Consider the following 21,143-nt stretch of genomic DNA (forward strand, 5'->3'; position numbering starts at 1 on the left):
GCACGAGATCACCCCTTCTGTGAGCCCGGGCCCGGCACAATGATCATCGGGGCGAGACAGTCGCCGAACTGCGGCCTCGTCGACGTCTCAGAGATCCAGTGATTTCGAGACGACACTCTTCATGACCTCACTCGTGCCACCGAAAATTCGGGACACGCGTGCATCGGTGTACAGCCGGGATATCGGATACTCGCGCATGTAGCCGTAACCACCGTGCAATTGCAGGCACCGGTCGATCACCCGGGACTGCATCTCCGTGCAGAATAGTTTCGCTTTCGCCGCATCGGCCGCGGTGAGGGTGCCCGCGTCGAGAGCGGTGATGGCGCGGTCTACGAGCGCCTGGCCGGCTTCGAGTTCGGTGGCGCAGTCGGCGAGCACGAATTTGGTGTTCTGGAAGTCCGCGACTCGTTGTCCGAACACCTTGCGCTCCTTGACGTAGTCCATCGCCATCTGCAGGGCGGCCATGGCCGTCGCCTGCGCGGTCACCGCGATCGTCAGTCTTTCCTGGGGCAGGTTCGCGGTCAGCATGGTGAAGGCCTCTCCCTCGGTTCCGAGCAGGTTTGCCGCGGGCACGCGGACGTCGTCGAACAGCAGCTCGGCGGTGTCCTGTGCCTTGAGACCCATCTTGTCGAGGTTGCGTCCGCGACTGAATCCGGGCATTCCGGATTCGACGACGAGCAGTGACAGCCCCTGACGACGGTTACCTCGGCCGTCGGAGGTGCGGGCCACCACCACGACGAGGTCGGCGTTGATACCGCCGGTGATAAAGGTCTTCGCGCCGTTGAGGATGTAGGAGTCGCCGTCGCGCACCGCGGTGGTAGTGATGCCCGCCAGGTCGGAACCGGTGCCGGGTTCGGTCATCGCGATCGAGCTGACCAGTGATCCGTCGGCGAACCCGGGGAGCCACCGTGCCTTCTGATTCTCGTCCGCGAATTCCAGGAAGTACGGCAGCACCGTGCACAGGTGCACCTGGAGGCCGCCCAACGTCGCTGCGGCGTAGCCGTTTTCCTCGAGCACGATCGCATTGAACCGGAAGCTGTCGACGCCGCCGCCGCCGAACTCCTCGGGGATCTGCAGGCCGTTGATGCCGATCTCAGCGGATTTTCTGAACAGTTCCCGTGGCACGAGCCCGGCCGCCTCCCACTCGGGGATGTGCGGCACGATCTCCTTGCCGACGAACTGCCGCACGGTCTGCCGGAACGCTTCGTGGTCCTCGGTGTAGATGTCTCTGATCATGGTCTCTCCTGAATCAGGTACGGGTAGGGGAGGAGTCGACATATTGCCGGTCCTCGTTGTCGAGATGGCAAGTGTTAGGGGAGGTGAATCACGCGCTGCGCCTGCAGATCCGCGATATCCTCCGGCGAGTAGCCGAGCCGGCCGAGGATTTCCGCCGTGTGCTGACCGAGGGTCGGCGCACCCGCACGGCTCGAACTGGGGACGCTACTCAGGTTCCACGGTGCCCCCAGTGTGGTGTGCTGTGTGCCGTCGGCACCGTCGACCTCGATGAAGAGACCGGTGGCCTCCACGTCGGGGTTCTTGCGCACCTCGTCGTAGCTGCTGATGCGCCCGGCGACAATCCCGTTCGGGGTGAGCAGGTCCATCGCCTGGTCGGTGCTCTGATCCGCGAAGGCGGCACGCAGCTCGATGAGTAGTGCTGATCGGTTCCGGACCCGCGCCGCGTTGGATTCGAACCGCTCGTCCCGTGCCAGGTCGGGGCGTGCGATCAGTTCGCACAGCTTCGCGAAGTGCGATGCCGAATAGGCGGACAGCACGATCGCGCCGTCCAGTGTGGGCATGATGTCGGCTGCTGGGGCCACGGTCGGTTGCCCGTTACCACTGCGCACCGGTGGTTTGCCGGTCAGCAGGTATTCACCCCAGTTGGGTCCCTGCAGGTGCACTGCCACCTCGAGCAGGGAGACCTCCACCTCGTCCCCGGTTCCGAAGCGAAGCCTGCGGACGTAGGCGCCGAGGATCGCCTGCGCAAACACTTGGGCTGCGGCAGCGTCGACGACCGGGAAGCCGACTCGCTGCGGTTCGCCGTCGGCTTCACCGGTGACCCACATGATTCCGCTCTCGGCCTGGGCGGCGATGTCGAGGCCGGCTCGTTGCTTCGATGGCCCGTGTAGCCCGAATCCGCTCACCGTCGCATAGATCACCTGAGGGTGCGCCGCGCGGACGGCGGCAGCACCGAGCCCGAAACGCTCCATCACGCCCGGTCGTAAATTCTGCACGACGATGTCGGCATCGGCGACGAGCCGGTGTGCGAGCTGCTGTCCGCACGGAGTCGCGAGGTCGACGGCGACGGCGCGCTTTCCGCGATTGTAGGTCCGCAGAATGGCCTCGCCGTAGAGGCCGATCGTCCGGGCCGCCTCACCGGTCACCGGCTCGACCTTGATGACATCTGCGCCCAGGTCGACCCGGATCTGCGTCGCAGCCGGAGCCGCGATGAACTGCCCGAAGTCGACTACCCGCACACCGTCGAGTGGCTGGTTCAATTCGACACCTCCACTCGTGCAGAGATTTTGACCGCATCTCGATCTGGCCGCACCAAGAACGTGGCGGCCAGGCCGCCGAAGACCATGAGCAGTCCGGTGATCGCGAACCCCTGACCGTAACCGCTCGCCTTGTCCGCCGCGTCGCCGACGAAGTGGCCGAGCAGGAGTGGCGCGATGACACCGGCCATGCTGTAGAACGCGACGAGGCAGCCGAGGATGGTGCCACGCTGCTTGGGGTGCACCAGGTCGCCGACGGCGACGAAGGCCACCGCGTACGCGGCGGTGTTCAACGAGAATGCAAGCGTAATGAGGACCATCTGCAACGGCCCGGTACCGATCGTGGTGAACAGGAACATCGAGACTCCAGCGGCGACGACCAGACCACCGGTCAGATATCCCCTGGTGATCCGCCGTGAGACGCCGCGCGCGGTCAACGCGTTCGACAAAAGGCCCGCGCTGATCGAGGCTACGGCCGCGACCGCGTACGGAAGCGTGATCAACCGTCCGGCGGTGATCGTGTCGTAGCCCAGACCATCGGACAGGAACAGCGGCAGCCAGGAAATCTTCAGGGTGGTGGACCAGTACGAGAAGAAGGTCAGCAGTGCGATGCCGACGATTGTTCCGGTGGTGAGCAGGACTCGGTACGGCGCCTCCGCCGGAAGGTCGGCCGCTGCAGTGGTCTCCGGATTCCGGGTAGTGACCGATTCCGGGGCGTCCTTGCCGAGGAGGAGCCAAGCGATCGACCACACGAGGCCCGCCGCGATGAGCACTCCGAAGGCGGCGTGCCAGGACCACGTGACGATCACCCAGGTCAGGGTGGGTGCTGCGATGAGCGGTCCGATGGATGCCCCGGCGGCCACGACGCCGGCGGGCAGGGCGCGCCTCTCCGGCGGGAACCACGAGTGCACGACATGGGTTGCCAGCGCGAAGGCGGGACCTTCCGCGAATCCGAGCATGATGCGGCAGGCGAGCAGGACAATGAGGCTGACAGGACCGAGCAACGGCAACATCGTAACGATCCAGACGAGCATGACCGCAGACAGTAGCCAGCGCACGTTGATCTTCGAAGTCAGTGCACCGATCACGATGGCGCCGACGGCGAAGAGCCAGAAGAATGCGCTCTGCACCATCCCGAACTGTTGGGGCGTGAGTCCCAGATCCTTCATGATGTGGACGCCCGCGAAACCGAGAACCGCCTTGTCGGCGAAATTCAGCAGCATGAAGACCAGTAGCAGAAGCGTTATCGTCCAAGCAGCCGGCGTGGAGGGCGTTGTAGCAACTGATCGTCGTCGACGAGAAGTATTGAGCGTCAAGGGGTGAACTCCGTTCATGGCATGCGGGAGGTGCGTCACTGTCCCGTGAAGGCGGGTCGGCGCTTCTGCAGGAAGGCCGCTGCGGCCTCCTTGGCGTCGTCGGTGTGGAAACACCGGACCATGCGATCGACTTCGGTGACGAGGTAGTCGGCGAGCGGCGCTGTCTGCGCATTGATCAGGTTCTGCTTCATCGCCCGCACGGCAATCGGCGCGCAGCGCGTCAGCCGATCGGCAAGTGCGTGCGCAGCTTTGTCGAGCCCGTCGGCCGGCACGATCTCACTCACGAGACCGAGTTCCGCGGCCCGGTCCGCGCCGAACTTGTCCGGTGCCAGGAACAGCTCTCGCGCTCGCGCACCGCCGAGGGCGCGGGTGAGGAACCAGATCCCGGCGAGGTCGCCGGACAAGCCGGCAGTCAGGAATGCGGTGTTGAATACGGCACTGTCCGCTGCGATCCGGAAGTCTGCGGCCGCTGCCAGCGACAGACCGGCACCGGCGCAGGCGCCGTTGATGGCGGCGATGGTCGGTTGCGGCATCAGATACAGCTGCTGCGCCACCTGGCTTGCCAGCCGAAGCCGGGCGGTGTCGCTTTCGATCGAGTCACCGCGCAGAGATCGCTTCTGTGGGTCGGCTGCGAGGTCGGCGCCGACACAGAAAGCCGAACCGGCGCCGGTGAGCACGATGACACGGACCTCCGCCGCCCCTTCGAGGGATCGAAATGTGTCTCCCAGTTCCTCGAACATCTGATATGAAAGTGCGTTTCGCCGTGCAGGATTGGTGAGCGTCACGGTCGCGACACCGTCACTGATCGAACAATTGACATGAGCTGACATCGAACGCCTCCTGGAGTGCCGGTCATCGCGGGATCGTCCTCGAGATGACGTGCATCACATCTAACGTTCGCTAATCGGCAGCGTCAAAGATGCAGATCTGCCCATATCGACTGCAATTGCCTATCTGTTGGTTCAGGACGAAGAAGCTCTTCGGCTCTGCAGTGGCGACGCCTTGCGAAACTCGGCCAGGGTGCGACGCTCCATCGCCGCAACAGTGAGGGCGGCGGCCTCGATCCGCGAATGCCCTGCGTGCATACGGCGATCGATGGCCCTCGCCCACGAATCCACCAGTTCCGTGGACTCCTCCAGGAAGGCCGAGGCTGCTTCGGTGAGCCGGCCGCGCCGATGGACGATTCCGACGTCCCGGCGCAGGGGAGGGTCGAGTTCCTTCACGACGGCTCCCCGTTGCTGTGCCTCGACGGCGATCCGATGCGGCATGATCGCCGCTCCAGCTCCCGCCAGCACCATCGGGAGCACGGCTCCCCGCTGCGGTACCTCGACGACGATGTTGGCCTCGACTCCACTTCTGCGCAGCATCTCCTCGATGTAGTCGCGACTGGCGGTATGACGGTCACCGATGACGAGTGGGATGCCATTCAGCATCTCGAGCGGGGCGGGGTCGGGCAGGTCGTCCTCCGTTCCGGGTGGGCACACCAGTGCAAAATGCTGGCTGACCAGGGGATGACTCGCGAGCTCGTCCCGGGGCAGCGGAAGCATCGTCATGCCGAGCTCGCACGCACCGGTCTTGACGAGTTCCGCGACTCCCGCAACGTCATCGCGCTCTTCGACGCGCAGCCGAACGTCGGGATGGTTGACCCTGAAGCGGGCGACCCACACCGACAGAGGATCCGTCGACATGTCCGAGAGCGCGGCTATGTCGATCCGTCCGCGCTTGACCTCGCGGACCTCGCGGACCGCCGCGCGTGCGACATCCATTTCTCGCAACACTTGCCGTGCCGGCCCGACCAGCGCCTCACCGGCTGGAGCCAAAACCAGGCCCCGGCCGACGCGGTGAAACAGCTCGGTCTTCAGCTCCTGTTCGAGCTTGCGGACGGACTGGGACAACGACGGCTGGGCGACGTGCAAGGCCTCGGCCGCTCTGTTGATGCCGCCGTTGTCCACGACTGCAAGAAAATACTCCATCTGCCGCACGTCCATGCTGGAAACGTAACCCACAGGGCCCGTGGCGGCAGTGCCCCAGTCTGCCGGCGTTGTGCCCTCGGTCCCGGCCCGCCGGACGCACCTGACCAGAACCTATAGGCAAAACCGTATGGTCCGACCGCGAATTGCCAGTTGATGCTGCGCCGCGACTCGGCTGTGCTGTGGGTACCGCTTCAGGGTCTCCATTGCATATGCCATCGGGGCCATCCACTGCCTGAGCGCTCACACTTCCGGAGGATATTCATGGTGACGATCGAAACCAGTCCGGGCGACACCGGGCACCGGCCGCCGCGTCGTGCGAGCCGGCGTGCGTGGGGCATTGTCGTCCTGCTGTTCCTGTTCTTCACGCTGAACTTTGCCGACAAGGCCGCGATCGGACTGGCGAGCCACCAGATCCGTGACGACCTCGGAATCACCGCAGGTCAGTATGGGCTGCTCAGCAGTGCCTTCTTCTGGCTGTTCGCCATCGGTGCGGTCACCCTCACCGCGGTACTCCGCAAGATCTCGTACACCTGGGGTGCCGGACTGCTGATGGTGACCTGGATTGTCAGCATGCTGCCCCTGACCGCTCCGACGTCGTTCGGTGTGCTCCTCGTGTGCCGAATTGCGTTGGGCTTCTTCGAAGGTCCCGCGCACGCGCTATGTCAGTCGATCGTCGCCGACCGTTTTGCGCCTGACAGGAGGGCGACGGCCGGCGCCCTCGTCAACGCCGGCTCCTCGGTGGGCCCACTGGTGGCCGGCCCTGTCCTGACATGGGTGATCCTGACCTGGTCCTGGCACGCCGCATTCGCGGTCCTCGTTGCCCTGGGTGTGCTGTGGGTGATCGGGTGGTTCTGGTACACGGAGAAGTTGCCGTTCAAGCGGACGGAGGCTGCGGTCGAGGGCGTCGCGAAGATCGAAGACCCCAACGGCAAGATCGTGGTTCCCTTCCGGCGCCTGCTGACGTTGCAGAGTTTCTGGGGTCTCGTCCTCCTCTCGTTCGCCGGCTATCTCATCTCCTCGCTCAAGGTGGCGTGGCTGCCTGCCTACATGAACGAAGGGCTCGGATACTCGGCGAGCACCGTCGGCACGCTGGTGACATTGCCGTACGTCGTCGCGGTTGCGGTCCTGCTCTCGGCGGGCCTGCTGTCCGGGCGGCTGCTCCGCAAGGGTTACAGCGCACGGGTCGCACGCGGCTACCTCACCGGCGCGTACCTGCTGGTCGGAGGCATCTCGATGGTGATCTTCACTCAGCTCGCGCCGGGACCGTTGCAGTTGGTGTTCGTGATTGCCGCGTTTGCGGTCAACAGCGTCGCGTTCTCCGTCGCCTTCGCGGGTGCGTCCGACTTCCTGCCGGCGCGGCAGCGGGTGGCGTTCTTCGGCTGCATCATCGCCGCCTACAGCGTCGCGGGCATCGTCGCCCCATACGCCCTCGGACTGATCGTCGAGCATGCGCCCAGCGCGGCACAGGGCTACTCGACCGGTTTCATGTTCGTCGGCATCACGGTGTGCGTGCTCGGCGTCGTCGGTGGCGTGATGCTCAACCCGGAGCGGGCCAAGGCCAGGCTCGAGGATCTGACGGCCGAACACGCGGCGCGAGAGACACGGTGAGCGCCATGAGTGGACCTCTGACCGGCATCCGGGTACTCGACCTCGGCCAGTACATCGCCGGACCCAGCGCCTGCCAGACCCTCGCGGATCTCGGCGCGGACGTCCTGAAAGTCGAGAGCTTGCGCGGCGATCAGGCGCGGGTCATCGGCACGTTCGGCGAAGCGATGGTGCAGGCCTACAACAGGGACAAACGCAGCATCGCCCTCGATCTGAGCCGAGAAGAAGCCCGGGTGATTCTCCACCGGTTGCTGGCCGAAGCCGATGTGCTGGTTCAGAATTTCCGCAACGGCTCCGCCGAACGTCTGGGAATCGGAGCGGACGAGTTGAGCCGCCGTTACCCCCGACTCGTGCACGGGAGCGTGACCGGATTCGGGGTCAACGGGCCCTCGAGCGCCCGTCCGGGACTCGACATCGCAGCGCAGGCGGAGTTCGGGCTGATGCACGTCACTGGGGAAGCGGACGGGGAGCCGCAACGGCTGGGGCTGCCCGCCGCAGACGTCACCGCGGCCAATGCACTCGCCACCGGCATCCTCGCCGCGCTGTACCAACGAACGTCTACCGGTCGAGGCGCGCACGTTCAGACCTCGCTGATGGAGGCGGCACTCGCGATGCAGGCGGCGAACTGGGGGGAGTACACGATCACGGGGCAGGCGCCGCGGCGCAAAGGAAATGGTCAGGCGCACGCCGCACCGGCTGCGGATGTCGTCACCCTGACGGACGGAAAGATCGTGCTCTCGGCCTACACGGACGAAAAGTGGTCTGCGCTCTGTCATCTCATCGACCGCGCGGACATGATCGACGATCCGCGGTTCGCCGACAACCCGGCGCGCGTCGCGCACCGGCACGAACTCTTGACGACTCTCTCCGAGGCGTTCGGCACGATGACGCGCGATCAGGCCGTGGAGCGGTTGCTGTCCGCCCAGATCGTATGCGGCGCAATCCGATCCTTCGACGACCTGGCCGAGGACAAGGATGTCGTGGCTTCCGGCGTCCTCGTCGACGTCGCCGGCGCTGACGGCGCGTCGTTCACCAGTCCCGGGCTGGCTTTCACACTCGACGGCCGTCGCCGCACCGCATCGGTCGCCGCGCCGACCACCGGGCAGCACACGGCGGCCGTCCTGCACGAACTCGGCTACACGGACGAAGACGTGGCCGGACTGCTCGACAGCTGCGTCGTTGGCATTTCCGCACTCAACTGACACCTACTTCGAAAGGTTCCGCACATGATCGACCCAGAGGTCCTGGACTACGACTTTCCCACCTACCGGAAGGCAATTGCCGACTTCACCCGAAACGAACTCATCCCCGCCGAGAACGAGATGGTCGAGGCGGGTGAGGTTCCCGCCCGAATCCTGGAGCGGATGGCGGCACTCGGCCTGTTCGGCATCTCCATCCCCCGTGCGTACGGTGGCCTCGAATGGTCGATGGAGCAGCAGGTCCAGCTCACCTTCGAATTCACCCGTGCGTCGTGCGTCTACCGGTCACGCTTCTCGACCGTGATCGGACTGTGTTCGCAGGCGATCCTCGACCACGGCACCGAGGAACAGCGCCGGCGGATGCTTCCGGCCATGGCCGCAGGCGAGTTGGTCACGGCATTCGCTCTCACCGAGGAAGCGGCGGGCTCGGATGCAGCCCACCTGCGCACCACCGCCGTGCGTCGAGGCGACGTGTACGTGCTCGACGGAAGCAAGCGGTACATCACGAACGCCGCCTGGGCGGACGCGTTCGTCGTCTTCGCACGGACCGACGAATCCGACGAGGGCGCCGGCGGGGTCTCAGCCCTCATCGTGGACGCCTCCTCGCCCGGCGTGCGGACGGTCCTGCCCACGATCATGAACGGGCACGCCGAGGCGCCGGTCGGTGAGGTCTACTTCGACAGTGTCGAGGTGCCCGCGGCGAATCTTCTCGGGGGTCTCGAGGGCTCGGGGCTGACAATGGCACTGCGCGGCATCAACCATGCCCGCTTGCACGTCGCCGCGACCTGTGTCGGCCAGGCCACTCGAATGTTGGAAGAGACGACGTCGCATGTCAACGGCCGCCGACAGTTCGGTGCTCCGCTGGCGGATCTCGGCGCGGTTCAGGCGACACTCGGAGCCGGCTTCGCCGAACTCGAGGCCGGGCGTGCACTGACAGTGGAGAGTGCGCGAGCGTTCGACGCGGGCGACATCCCACGCCACCGCATCGCCGCCGCCAAGCTGTACAGCTCCGAGATGGCGAGCCGGGTCGCCGACCGTTGCGTTCAGCTACTGGGCGGTGAGGGCATCGTCGGGGCGCACCCTGTGCCGCGGATGTGGCGTGATGTTCGTGCGCTGCGCATCTACGAGGGATCCTCCCCGGTCCATGAACGAAACCTGGCCAAGGCGATGATCCGACAGGTCGCGACGGACGGCGCGCTACCCAACTCGTATCGAGTGTGAGCGATGCCGCCCACTGTTCCGTTGAAGGGATGATGGAATGATGGATCTCCGACAGCTCGAGTACTTCCTTGCCATCGTCGAGCACGGGGGAGTCAACCGCGCGGCCCAGCACCTCCACGTCGCACAGGCGACCCTGTCACAGGGAATACGCCAGCTCGAACGCGAACTGAAGTTGACCTTGTTCCACCGGACCGGACGTAATCTCGTCCTCAATCCGGCGGGTCAACTGCTGGTCGAGCCCGCACGCAGAGTGCTCGGTGACGTAGTCGCTGCGGAAGACATCATGCGGGGAGCCCGTGAACTGCAGGTCGGGTCCATCACGATCGGAACGATGCCGGAGATGTCCAGTGAGGCGGTCGCCGCGTGGAGTGCGTCGTTCACACGTCTGTACCCCGACATCCGAATCGACCTGTCGGAGTTTCCCGCCGCCCGAGAGCTGTGTGACGAGGTGCTGGCCGGGCATTGTGAGCTCGGATTCACCACGTTCCCGATTCCGACGGACAATCTCGAACGGGTGGAACTGGGGGTCCAGCGGTTGTTGCTGGTGAGGCCACCGGGCACCTCGTCGGAGACGGGCGGGCCCTTCGAGTTGGCTCGGCTTCATGACGTTCCGCTGGCGGTGAGCAATTCGGCCCGCCGGGAGAATGACATTGTCACGTCGATACTGCGACGGGAATCGGTGATCCCCGTGGTCAGAGCTCAGGTGCCGAACCGGCACGCGCAGATGACTCTCGTCCTCAATGGCGCCGCCAGTGCCTTTCTCCCGCTGCGGATGGCGACTGCCGCGCACCGACTCGGTGCCGTCGTGGTCGAAACGAGCCCTGAGATCCGTACCCCGTTCGGAATCGTGCATCGCCCCGGTTCCCTGAACCCGGCGGCACGCAGCTTTGTGGTTCAGTGTCACGCGGACCTGGCGCGGCGCAACGCGCGGATCGCCGAACTTCAAGGAGCAGGAGCGACCCTGCTCGACGCGGCCTTGACGGCGGACGACGAACTCGATTCGAGAAGACACAACACGTCGAAAGGGCCTGTCGACTGATGCCGAATTGGACACCGTTCCGCTCCGGGGAGGACCCCGATCCGCGCTTCACGCTCGCGAACGAACGCACGTATCTGGCCTGGGTGCGAACAGCCACGGCGCTCGTTGCATCCGGTCTCGGATTGGAGGCATTCGGTGGCGATCTGCTTGCTCCGGCGATCCGTGTGGCGATGGCTGCATTGCTCCTTGTTGCCGGTGGCGTGATTGCCATCGCCGCGTTCGTGCACTGGATCAGCGCTGAGCGAGCATTGCGTGCGGGCCGTACCCTGCCGGTGCCGGTGATGGCCCCGGTTGTCGGTGTGGTGCTCGTCATCTGCGCAACCGTGTTGGTCGTCGGAGTGGTGAACTCCTGAATGGGTGCGCCCGAGCCGACCGACACCGGGCTCCAACCCGAACGAACGTCGCTGTCCTTCGTGCGTACCAGTGTGTCGATACTCGGGTTGGTAGTGGCCTGTCTGCGTTGGCTTCCGCCCGGCAACGCCACAGCGCTGGTCGGCCCGGCGATCGTGGGCACTCTCGTTGCAGGAGTCACGGTTCACGAGCACCGCTCACGCACCCTCCGAATGACGCGATTTGCGGCAGAGTCCGCAACGCCGGCAATCGGCGCCGGCGCCCTCCTGGCTGTGAGCGTCGTACTGCTGAGTCTCAGCGGCCTGTGGATCCTCGTGTACTGAAGCCGGACTCGGGCTCCCGGATACATCCGAAATGTCGTGTTAGGCGTGAGAGAGTCTCTGCCACAATGGTTTACTCGTCGACCCGTGTCACTACTTCGTTCAAGGGTGCCCGCTCTGTGCGGTAGTTGTTGGCCGGGTGGTCGGTGTCGGCGTAGCCGAACGAGATACCGGGCGCCGCTCACGGTACGCGCCGGGGTACTCGGCTGGGGCGTCGAAGTCGAACTTGGGCTGGTTGTTTCGCGCCCCGCTCGTCATCGCCTCGCGGAACCGTTCGGTGCCCTCCCCGCTGGTCACGATGGCCTGCCACGGCTGCGTATTGCACCACGATGCCGACCGCTGCGCGATGGTGAGTAGTCGATCGATCGTCTCCTCGGGAACCGGACGGTCCTGGTAGGCGCGGCAACTCCACCGGGTTGCCAGGAGATGCTCCAGGACAGCGGCCTCGTCCGTCTCGACGGTGGGGATATCGGCTGGCGCTGTCATAGGCGTAGAATAGAACATAATATATAACCTATCCTTGCGCGACTGGGGAGAGAAAGTCACGTGACATCGGTGGCATGCCGGATTCTGTTGCGTCAGCGGGGCGCGCCGGTTGCCTGCCAGGAACGACGCAGACACCGATCCGCTCCGCGCGCGTGTCCGCCGTGCGGTTACCGAAGCGCTGCAAGCACAGTGGTCATGGTGACCGCGATGAGGAGCAGCACGTAACTGACTGCGTGGACACGGTCGGGAAGGCGGGGTGGACGCCGCCTCAGCGTGACGATCACGGGGAGTGCGCCGAGGAGCAGTGCCAGGGCCGCGCCCACGTCGACGGAGCCGACCAGGGCGGCCCCGGCCGGGGATCCGGGACCGCTGTCGGCGAGAAAGGTCAGGGCCGCCGGCGCGCTGATGGCGAGGGTCATCGGGTTGGCGAGGGCGGTAGCGACACCCATCCCCAGTCCGGCGCGGCGCAGGAGAGGCACTGTCATGACACTGCCGCCGACGCCGAGGAAAGCTGCGCTCGCGCCGATCGGTAGCCCGAGCGAGGTCGGTATGGCGAACTCTTGCCGAGAGTCGATTGTGCGGCGCGCCGTCGGACGGAAGAATCCCGGGCGCAGAATGACATCAATGATCGTCCCGACAAGATAGGTGACGAACCCCCACTGGATGATTGCACCGGGGACGAGCCGAGCGAGCAACGCGCCCGCGATACCTCCGAGTCCGAGAAGCGCCAGGAGGCAACGCGAGTCACGCAGGTGGCGCAGAATGGTCCGGGATGTCGCGGAGGTGGCGACCGCAGCATTGACCACCATCACCGCCGCCGAGGTTGCGACCGCGACCTGAGCGGCAGAGTCACCGAGCCCTGCTTCTGCCCAGAGGACGACCGGTACGGTCACGAATCCACCCCCGAAACCGAACAGGACCGTGGTCAACCCGGTGAGGAGGCCGATGAGAACGAGCACGAACATATTCACTCGGACCAGTTCACCGTATCGGTGAGGTGGCGACAATCGAATGTCGGACGATTTCGTTCGATAGTCAGCCGGTAGGTTGGAGTCGTGAGGAATGTCCCGCTCAGCGAGGTCGACGGTGTCGATCGGGACGTGCTGCCGATCGCGACCGACTATCCGGCCGGCTTCGTGCTGGACTGGCACGAACACCGTCGTGCGCAGTTCCTGTACGGCGCTACCGGAACAATGGTTGTCGAGACCGGCAGCGGCACCTGGACGGTTCCTACCGCGCAGGGCGTCATGATTCCGCCGGCCACACGGCATCGGGTGCGGATGATCGGTGTGAGTACGAGCAGTCTCTACATCGAACCGGGTGCGGTGCCGTGGTGGCCCACGGAGTGCGTCGTGGTCGAGGTGTCATCGCTGCTCCGCGAAATGCTGCTCGTCGCCGCCGACCTACCCGCCGAGTACGACCGCGACGGTCGCGAGGGTGCCATCGCGGCACTGCTGCTGTTCGAGCTGGCAACTCTCAGGTCGCTGCCCCTGCACCTGACTCTGCCCGCGTCGGCGGACCTGGTCGCGTTGTGTCGTGCCTATCTCGGCAAGCCGGAGGTCGGCGTGACGAATGCCGAGTGGGCAGGCCGAGTGGCGATGAGCGAACGTGCCTTCACCCGGCGATTCCTACGCGAGGTCGGGATCAGTCCGGCGGCCTGGCGCCTGCGGGCCCGGTTGCTGGCGGCCATCCCGCTGCTGCGCTCGCAGCCAGTGACTCGGGTCGCCTCGACCCTCGGTTACGCATCTCCCGCAGCGTTCTCCTTCGCCTTCAGCCGTGAGTTCGGAATGCCGCCGTCCGCGGTCGGCCGCCGCGAGGACACGAATCGGTGAATTGCCGGGCAGGTGGGTCCGAGTTCGCCACTGTTCAGGCGATTCCGGCGGGTTCGGCACGTCGGACGGCGTGCCCACCGAACTGGTTGCGCAGCGCCGATACGGCTTTCATGGCGGGCGAATCGTGTTGTCGGGAGGCGAACCGCGCGAACAGTGCGGCGGAGATCACCGGCGCGGGGACCGCGTGTGCGATGGCTTCTTCTACGGTCCAGCGGCCTTCACCGGAATCCTCTGTGAAGCCGGACAGGGACGACAAGCCGGGATCCTCGGACAAGGCCTGCACCAGAAGATCGAGCAACCAGGACCGCACGACTGTGCCCTTCGACCAGGCACGCAGGACGGCGGGCACGTCCGCGATCGAGTCCTCGGCGGCGAGCAGTTCGTACCCCTCGGCGTAGGCCTGCATCAGCCCGTACTCGATGCCGTTGTGCACCATCTTCGCGTAGTGGCCGGCGCCGACCGGGCCGGCGTGGACGAACGAGTCCTCACGGTCACCGTCCGGTCGCAGCGCGTCGAAGACCGGCATCAACCGGTCGATGTCGGCGGCGTCGCCGCCGGCCATCAGCGCGTAACCATTCTGTCGTCCCCATATCCCACCGGAGACGCCGCAGTCGACGTAGCGGATGCCCAGTCCGGCGAGGACGTCCGCGTTGATCGTGTCGTCGGTGAACCGGGAGTTGCCGCCGTCGACGACGAGGTCGCCGGGTGCGAGCAGGCGGGAGAGCTGCCCGATGACCTCACGGGTCGGCGCACCCGCAGGCACCATCACCCACACCGACCGCGGCGCCGGAAGCGACTCGACCAACGATTCGAGGCTGTCCACGTCGCGGGCAGCGGTGTGCGGGTCGTATCCGATCGCCTCGAGTCCGCGTTCGCGCAGCCGCTCGCGCATGTTCAGGCCCATGCGGCCCAGACCGACCAATCCCAGCTTCATCGTCACCGTTCCACCTTCGATTTCCAATATCGTGCCGAGTTCTATGTCTACGGGGGTTTCGGGGCCGTCTCACCTGACCGGAAGGGGAGCTGTCACTGGCCGCTCGGCCGAGTGCATTGCATCGCCGCGCCGTCGACACTGGTATCCGACGCATTGTCCGAGTGCGCGTGTGGTGGAGCGAAAGACGGAGTGCAACAGAAGTGACCGTGTCTGAAGTGCAGGAGAGGGACCCGCTGACAGCCGGCTCGGGCGGCCGAGTCGGTGAGGCGTCGATCGGCAACACCGGGCTCGTCGCCGAACCGGCGTCGATGGTGATCTTCGGGATCACCGGTGATCTCGCCCGCAAGAAGTTGGTCCCGGCAATCTACGACCTCGCACACGGTGGTCAGCTGCCACCGGACTTCGATCTCGTCGGATTCGCCCGCGACAGCACAGACGTCGAAACCCGGCTGCGCGAGGCGGTGATTGCGCACGCGCGCACACCATTCGACCCTGCGGTGTGGGCGGCGCTCACCGAGCGTATCCACTTCGTGCAGGGATCGTTCGACGACACCGCGGCGTTCGCCGGACTCGCCGCCCGGCTGGGCGAGCTCGACGTCCGTCGCGGTAAGCCCGGCAATTACGTGTTCTACCTGTCAGTTCCGCCGTCCTCTTTTGCGTCGGTGTGTGACCAGCTCGCGATCTGCGGGCTGAATCGGAGTGCGCACGGGTGGCGCCGGGTGGTGGTGGAGAAGCCGTTCGGGCACGATCTCGCCAGCTCGCAGAGCCTCGGTGTCGCGCTGGAAAGAGTGTTTCCGCCGTCGTCGATCTACCGCATCGACCACTATCTGGGGAAGGAGACGGTGCAGAACATCCTCGCGCTGCGGTTCGCGAACGGGATGTTCGAGCCGTTGTGGAACAACCGGCACATCGACCACGTGCAGATCACGATGGCCGAGAGTGTCGGAGTGTCGGGCCGTGCCGGGTACTACGACGGCGTGGGTGCCGCTCGTGATGTCATCCAGAATCACCTGCTGCAACTGTTGGCGTTGATCGCGATGGAAGAACCGGTCGCATTCGACGCCGACAGCATCGCCGCCGAGAAGATCAAGGCCCTCTCCGCCACCGAGCTCCTCGGACCGCTCGCCGAGACATCGGCCCGCGGCCAATATGGTGCGGGCGTGGAGAACGGCGTTCCCGTACCGGGTTTGGCTGACGAGGCAGGATTCCCCGCCGACTCGGCGACGGAGACCTTCGCGGCCCTGACGGTCGGCATCGCGACCCGCCGGTGGGCCGGCGTGCCGTTCTTCATCCGCACCGGCAAACGCCTGGCACGGCGGACCGCCGAGATCGCGGTGACGCTCATACCCCCGGCCCACGGTTCACCGGCTGCCCGGGCGGCGGCGGTCTCGAACGTGCTCGTGTTCCGGGTCCAGCCGGACGACGGAATCGAACTGCACATCGGTGCCAAACGCCCCGGTGGCGGTATGCAAATCCAGCCGGTCAGCCTGGGGATGGACTTCCGGTCGGTGTTCGACCCGGCGCCGGAGGCCTACGAGCGGCTGATCTGTGACGTGTTGCGCGGCGACGCCACACTCTTCCCTCGCCGTGAGGAGGTCGAATGCTCCTGGCGTGTCATCGATCCTCTCCTCGAGCACTGGGCAGGCTTCGGTCGCCCGGACAACTATCCGTCCGGCTCTGCCGGCCCCGAGTCGGCGGAACGGATCCTCAGCCGGACCGGCCGGGAGTGGCGGTCGCTCTGACCCGTCCGGGCCGGTGAGACCCGTCCACCGGCCCGGTCGCCTCTCCTGCTCGGCGCTTCGGTCTGCGGAGCAGGGAACACGGAGATCATTGACATAAAATAGTGACACAGACCATACTCCCGGGGCGCTGTTCGGTCAGGTGTGCGCATGTCGAACGGTGGGAGTGGGAGGAGTGCCTTTGGCTCGTGATCGTCGGGCGACCTTGCTGACCACGGAAAGGCGATCGGAAGAAATGACCGCGTCGTACAGCTCTCGGGGCAGTGGCCGGCCATCCGTGCCGATCCTCTTGCACAGCGGAGACGTCGAGGAGGCGACCGCAGGCGTGGGCCAGGTGTTTCATCCTCACGAACTCACGCGGGTTGCGCCGGTGTCCCGGTTCGAAGCGGATCTGAAAGCGGTAGCGACCGGTCCGTTGGTTGCGGGCCAAATCCGCTACAACAGCAACAGCGACCTCTTCTGCCCCTCGATCGAGGGCTATCACGTGAACATCCCGTTGTCGGGTCGACTCCTGTCGGAGTCGAATGGTGAGCACACCGTTGTCGAAGAGAACAGTGCGGTGGTCTATCAGACCGGTTCCGATGCTCGGATCCTGACTCCGCCGAACAGTCGGCTGAACATGTTTGCGATGAAGCTGGATCGTGTGGCCGTACACACTGCGCTGCAGGATCTGCTGGGTCGGCAGGTCTGCGGGCCGGTCCGGATCCACGGTGGACTCGATCTGACTGGTGTCGATGGAAGTGCTTGGCGCACACTTGTTCTGAACACATACCAGAGCCAGATCATCGGGTCGATGATGGTGAACCCGATGCTGGCCGAGCCGTTGGCATACTCGATCGTCGTGGGGCTGCTGTCTTTGACCGAGCATCAGTATGCGGATGATCTGGCGACTCCTGCGGCGTTGACCGCACCGGCCACGATTCGGCATGCCGTCGAGTTCATCGATGCACACGCGGCGTTGCCGCTGACACCGGCGGATATTGCCCGGGAGGTCGGGTTGAGCGTGCGCGCACTGCAGCGCGGATTCCGCGAGTTCATGGATGCGACTCCGATGGAGTATCTCCGCGGCGTCCGAATGAAAAGGGCGCACGAGGATCTGGTCTGTGGGCGCCATGACGCCGAGACGGTCGCCGGCGTCGCGGCACGGTGGGGGTTCTATCACTATGGGCGATTCTCGCGGGATTACCGGCAAATGTACGGGGTCAGTCCTTCGCGGACCTTGCGGTACGGCTGACGAGCCGCACCCGGCTTCTCGTCCGGCGCCACCACAATGATGATGTGGTCCGCGTCGAGAATGGGCGCTGGATGGTTGGTGTCGTGCGCTTTCGGGATAGATAGGACTGGTCGGGTGCGTAGATTCGTCGGTAAGGGTAGTGGGAAACCAGCCCGACCAGCACCCGCCGAACGGCGCTGACCGACCGATCACCTCCACGCCTCACCGCAATGGCACGGCATTGCGTGCAGTAGTCAGCGGAGCGGTCCGCACGACGCCTCCGAGGAGCAGCGGACATCGGGGTGTCGGCCCGCGGCGCTCTGCTGGGGTGGTTATCGCATGGGTCGAGCATGCCACCGGCATTATCTGCTCCGGTGCGCATATCGCTGTCGCTGAGTGGACAGTCCGCGCCGCTGTGGGGATAGATATGGCGCAGGCAACTTCGTAACGTCGTCAGTGAGGCCGAACACAACTGCCATCTGCAGTGACAGCCTCGGTCCCTGAACTGAAAGTCGCTCTGTTAGCAGACTTTCCCGCTTCCCAAGCCATGGAGGCTCGTATGTCCACCGTCGCATCCGATACGACGCCAGTTCTGCATCTGATCGTGGATGAGGTCCGCCGCGAATGTGACGACGTGCTCACGCTGAGTTTGATCGATAGCGCTGGAGAGGACCTTCCCGAATGGGAAGCAGGCGCGCACATCGACATTCACCTAGCCGGCGACATGGTCAGGCAGTATTCGCTGCACAGCGATCCCGGTGATCGATCTCGTTACGAGGTCGCGATTCTGCGCGATCCGAACAGCCGGGGTGGATCGCAGTACATCCACGACGAGATCAAGAAGGGCGCAACGCTCACCACATCGCATCCGCGGAACAATTTTCCACTCGAGTCCGCCGAAGAGTACCTGTTCATCGCCGGCGGTATCGGGATCACGCCGATACTTCCGATGATGGGGGCCGCCACGTCACGGCAACGCCCACATCGGCTGATCTACGGCGGCCGGTCCCGCAGGAATATGGCATTCGCCGATCAACTCGGCGATCAGGACAATGTTCAGTTGTGCGTGTCCAGTGAAGGCGCCCGCATGAATGTCGACGATCTCCTCGGAGCGCACCTCGCTCCTGGGGTGCACATCTACAGCTGCGGACCGCAACGCCTCCTCGACGCGGTCACTGCCCGCTGCGCCGAGCTCGGTATGTCGAAACAGCTGCACGTCGAACACTTCTCCGGAACCGCCGTGAAGCTCGACCCCGACGCCGAGATGGCCTTCGAAGTCGAACTCACGAGGTCGGGCAAGACGCTGACCGTCGCGCCCGACCAGACCATCCTCGACGCCGTCCTCGCGTGTGGCATCAAGGCATCGAACAGTTGCGCCGAAGGCGTCTGCGGTTCCTGCGAGACAGCGGTCCTCGAGGGCGAAGTCGACCATCGCGATCAGATCCTCGACGAGGACGAGCAGGCAGAAAACGACGTCATGATGATCTGTTGCTCACGTGCCCGTTCCGGACGGCTCGTCCTCGATCTCTGACGGACACACACGATCCCACACATTCCCTGGTTCGTCGCAGTCGGCGTGCCACCGCACCCGCCCACTCATAGGAGAATCGACATGACTGAAACCACCTCCGCGCCGCATGTTTCGGCAGCGTCGCCGGGCAAGTGCCCGGTGAGCCAGTTCGCGGCGGAGTTCAATCCGTTCGACGAGGAATACCTGCAGGACCCGTACGCCGTGTTCACCCGCGCCCGCAACGAGGAACCGGTCTTCTACAGTCCCGAGATCGGGTACTGGGTGGTGAGCCGATACGAGGATGTCGTCGCCATCTTCAGGGACACCGAGTCGTACAGTGCCACCGCAGCCGGTGAGCTGATCAAACCGCCCTGCCCGGCCGCGATGGAGAAACTCGCAGCCGTCGATTTCGTGCCCTCGACGATGCTCGTCGACGAGGACGCACCGCTGCACACCAAGCGGCGTCGTGTGCTTCGCAAGGGCGTCACTGACGACAGGGTTGCCGAGATCGAGCCGATAACCCGCCGCTTCGTCGGCAACTGCCTCGACGCGATGGTCAAGACCGGCAATGCAGACATGGTCGCGGACATGACGTTCCGGGTGCCGGCCCTGACGGCGTTCGTGCTGATGGGAGTACCGGAGGCCGAGGTCGAACGCGCCCGCGGCTACGCGTCCCGCTTCGCGCTGTGGATCTGGGGGCGCCCGACCGATGAGCAGCAGGTGGAGTTGGCGGGCGAGTTCGCCGCCTACCTCCAGTACGCCCGCGAACACGTCGAGCGGTTGATTGCGAATCCCGGCGACGACTACATGAGCAATGCGATCAAGGCATGGCAGAAGGCCGGTAACGACGACGTCTGGGACAAGACGTACCTTGCCTCGATCATGCAGAGTCACCTCTACGCATCCCACGAAACCACGACGAACGCAACCGCGAACGGTTTCAAGGTGTTGCTCGAGAACCGTGATCAGTGGAAGTTGCTCTGCAACGATCCCTCACTCATCCCGAACGCCGTCGAGGAGATCCTGCGCTACGCGTCCTCGGTGCCGGCCTGGCGGCGAGTGACCACCCGACCGGTGACGATCGGTGGCTTCGACATCGCCGCCGGTGAACGCATCCTCGTGCTCACCGGATCGGCCAACCACGACGACGCCGTGTTCGACGACGGCGACCGCTTCGACATCACCCGCCAGAACGCCGACGAGCATGTGGCGTTCGGATGGGGCATCCACCTCTGCCTGGGGCAGGCTCTGGCCCGGATGGAGATGCGAGTGATGCTCGAGGAGACCACCAAGCGGCTTCCGCACCTGAATCTGGTGGAGCGTCAGGAGTGGACGTACTCGCCGAACACCTCCTTCCGGGGACCTGAGCGCCTCCTGGTCCAGTGGGATCCCGCTCAGAACCCGGTGCCCGACGATCGACCGTGACCGACGATATGTCCCTCGGAACGCACTACGACCTCGCCCTTGATTCCGTCCAGCCCTGACCACTGTTCTGAGAAGAGGAACACAATGCACACCCTGATGGTCCTCTACGGCCGACCTGACGACCACGACGCCTTCCGCGCGTACTACCGGGACACCCACCTGCCGATTGCCCGCAAGCTCCCGGGCGTCCGCGCGATCCGCCACACGGTAGACATTGCGGCAGCGGAGGGACCTACACCGTTCGCCGCGATCTTCGAGGCGGATTTCGATTCCGCAGAGGAAATGTTTGCGGCTCTCGCGTCCCCCGAGGGTGCGGCCGCTCAGGCCGATGTACCCCACTTCGCCACCGGGGGAGTACAGATCCTTCACTTCGAACCGACCTCCACGTAACCGCTCGGCCACAACCGCTCACGGGGTTCTCCGCCATTTATTGCCGGCGGAGAACCCCTTTCCGTTATCTGCACCGGGACCGGACCATGAGCGAACGA

General features: G+C 65.1%; 20 protein-coding genes. 12 read left to right on the forward strand and 8 right to left on the reverse strand.

Annotation, left to right across the window (positions count from 1 at the left end; genetic code table 11):
* Window positions 1-87: 87 nt before the first annotated feature.
* From OYT95_RS36480 to OYT95_RS36500, 5 genes are all read right to left on the reverse strand, one after another.
* On the reverse strand, window positions 88-1,236 hold the full coding sequence (locus OYT95_RS36480; RefSeq protein WP_268790385.1) for an acyl-CoA dehydrogenase family protein: 1,149 nt from the start codon (window positions 1,234-1,236) through the stop codon (window positions 88-90).
* Window positions 1,237-1,310: 74 nt separating this feature from the next.
* A complete protein-coding gene (locus OYT95_RS36485) occupies window positions 1,311-2,495 on the reverse strand; it encodes a CaiB/BaiF CoA transferase family protein (protein ID WP_268790386.1) in 1,185 nt (394 codons plus the stop codon).
* Window positions 2,492-3,715, reverse strand: a complete 1,224-nt coding sequence (locus tag OYT95_RS36490; protein WP_268790387.1) for an MFS transporter — start codon at window positions 3,713-3,715, stop codon at window positions 2,492-2,494. The genes OYT95_RS36485 and OYT95_RS36490 overlap by 4 nt, the downstream gene beginning before the upstream one ends.
* Window positions 3,716-3,843: 128 nt before the next feature.
* Entirely contained in the window at window positions 3,844-4,638 is a 795-nt protein-coding gene (locus tag OYT95_RS36495; protein WP_112298390.1) for an enoyl-CoA hydratase-related protein, read from the reverse strand.
* A 132-nt stretch (window positions 4,639-4,770) separates the two neighbouring features.
* Complete coding sequence (locus OYT95_RS36500) at window positions 4,771-5,796, reverse strand: LysR family transcriptional regulator (RefSeq protein ID WP_245973233.1); 1,026 nt, start codon at window positions 5,794-5,796, stop codon at window positions 4,771-4,773.
* A 246-nt stretch (window positions 5,797-6,042) separates the two neighbouring features.
* Here OYT95_RS36500 and OYT95_RS36505 point away from each other — a divergent pair, with 246 nt between their 5' ends.
* From OYT95_RS36505 to OYT95_RS36530, 6 genes are read left to right on the forward strand one after another with little or no spacing between them, the layout of a single operon-like run.
* Window positions 6,043-7,389 (forward strand): MFS transporter, encoded by a 1,347-nt coding sequence (locus tag OYT95_RS36505; protein WP_268790388.1) that lies wholly within the window; start codon window positions 6,043-6,045, stop codon window positions 7,387-7,389.
* A gap of 5 nt (window positions 7,390-7,394) precedes the next feature.
* Complete coding sequence (locus OYT95_RS36510) at window positions 7,395-8,588, forward strand: CaiB/BaiF CoA transferase family protein (protein ID WP_245973234.1); 1,194 nt, start codon at window positions 7,395-7,397, stop codon at window positions 8,586-8,588.
* Window positions 8,589-8,612: 24 nt separating this feature from the next.
* Window positions 8,613-9,806, forward strand: coding sequence for an acyl-CoA dehydrogenase family protein (locus OYT95_RS36515; RefSeq protein WP_268790389.1), 1,194 nt, complete (start codon window positions 8,613-8,615; stop codon window positions 9,804-9,806).
* A gap of 37 nt (window positions 9,807-9,843) precedes the next feature.
* Window positions 9,844-10,845: a LysR family transcriptional regulator gene (locus OYT95_RS36520; protein WP_245973235.1), complete on the forward strand. Its 1,002-nt coding sequence runs from the start codon at window positions 9,844-9,846 to the stop codon at window positions 10,843-10,845.
* On the forward strand, window positions 10,845-11,198 hold the full coding sequence (locus OYT95_RS36525) for a YidH family protein (RefSeq protein WP_037231781.1): 354 nt from the start codon (window positions 10,845-10,847) through the stop codon (window positions 11,196-11,198). Before OYT95_RS36520 ends, OYT95_RS36525 begins: the two co-directional genes overlap by 1 nt.
* On the forward strand, window positions 11,199-11,519 hold the full coding sequence (locus OYT95_RS36530) for a DUF202 domain-containing protein (protein ID WP_037231784.1): 321 nt from the start codon (window positions 11,199-11,201) through the stop codon (window positions 11,517-11,519).
* 99 nt (window positions 11,520-11,618) lie between these two features.
* Here the strand turns inward: OYT95_RS36530 and OYT95_RS36535 are convergent, their stop codons facing one another.
* Both OYT95_RS36535 and OYT95_RS36540 read right to left on the reverse strand, forming a co-directional pair.
* Window positions 11,619-12,002 (reverse strand): nitroreductase family protein, encoded by a 384-nt coding sequence (locus tag OYT95_RS36535; protein ID WP_442972534.1) that lies wholly within the window; start codon window positions 12,000-12,002, stop codon window positions 11,619-11,621.
* Window positions 12,003-12,169: 167 nt separating this feature from the next.
* Window positions 12,170-12,967, reverse strand: a complete 798-nt coding sequence (locus OYT95_RS36540; protein ID WP_268792311.1) for a sulfite exporter TauE/SafE family protein — start codon at window positions 12,965-12,967, stop codon at window positions 12,170-12,172.
* Between the two features lie 90 nt (window positions 12,968-13,057).
* Between OYT95_RS36540 and OYT95_RS36545 the strand changes: the two genes are divergently transcribed.
* Window positions 13,058-13,834: an AraC family transcriptional regulator gene (locus OYT95_RS36545; protein ID WP_268790390.1), complete on the forward strand. Its 777-nt coding sequence runs from the start codon at window positions 13,058-13,060 to the stop codon at window positions 13,832-13,834.
* Between the two features lie 34 nt (window positions 13,835-13,868).
* On the opposite strand, the gene gnd is transcribed toward OYT95_RS36545, so the two are convergent.
* Window positions 13,869-14,768: a phosphogluconate dehydrogenase (NAD(+)-dependent, decarboxylating) gene (gene gnd, locus OYT95_RS36550; protein ID WP_112298851.1), complete on the reverse strand. Its 900-nt coding sequence runs from the start codon at window positions 14,766-14,768 to the stop codon at window positions 13,869-13,871.
* A gap of 200 nt (window positions 14,769-14,968) precedes the next feature.
* On the opposite strand from gnd, the gene zwf reads away from it, so the two are divergent.
* The 5 genes from zwf (at window position 14,969) to OYT95_RS36575 (ending at window position 21,045) form a co-directional block, all read left to right on the forward strand.
* Window positions 14,969-16,510 (forward strand): glucose-6-phosphate dehydrogenase, encoded by a 1,542-nt coding sequence (gene zwf / locus OYT95_RS36555; RefSeq protein ID WP_268790391.1) that lies wholly within the window; start codon window positions 14,969-14,971, stop codon window positions 16,508-16,510.
* 274 nt (window positions 16,511-16,784) lie between these two features.
* Window positions 16,785-17,741 carry an AraC family transcriptional regulator gene (locus OYT95_RS36560; RefSeq protein ID WP_268790392.1) on the forward strand — a complete coding sequence of 319 codons (957 nt, stop codon included), beginning with the start codon at window positions 16,785-16,787 and terminating at the stop codon, window positions 17,739-17,741.
* A gap of 538 nt (window positions 17,742-18,279) precedes the next feature.
* Complete coding sequence (locus OYT95_RS36565) at window positions 18,280-19,251, forward strand: PDR/VanB family oxidoreductase (RefSeq protein WP_268790393.1); 972 nt, start codon at window positions 18,280-18,282, stop codon at window positions 19,249-19,251.
* A gap of 81 nt (window positions 19,252-19,332) precedes the next feature.
* Complete coding sequence (locus OYT95_RS36570; RefSeq protein ID WP_268790394.1) at window positions 19,333-20,655, forward strand: cytochrome P450; 1,323 nt, start codon at window positions 19,333-19,335, stop codon at window positions 20,653-20,655.
* An 84-nt stretch (window positions 20,656-20,739) separates the two neighbouring features.
* On the forward strand, window positions 20,740-21,045 hold the full coding sequence (locus OYT95_RS36575; RefSeq protein WP_037231804.1) for an EthD family reductase: 306 nt from the start codon (window positions 20,740-20,742) through the stop codon (window positions 21,043-21,045).
* Window positions 21,046-21,143: the final 98 nt, after the last annotated feature.

This window comes from Rhodococcus sp. JS3073, from assembly GCF_026810085.1.
Lineage (GTDB): Bacteria > Actinomycetota > Actinomycetes > Mycobacteriales > Mycobacteriaceae > Rhodococcus_F > Rhodococcus_F wratislaviensis.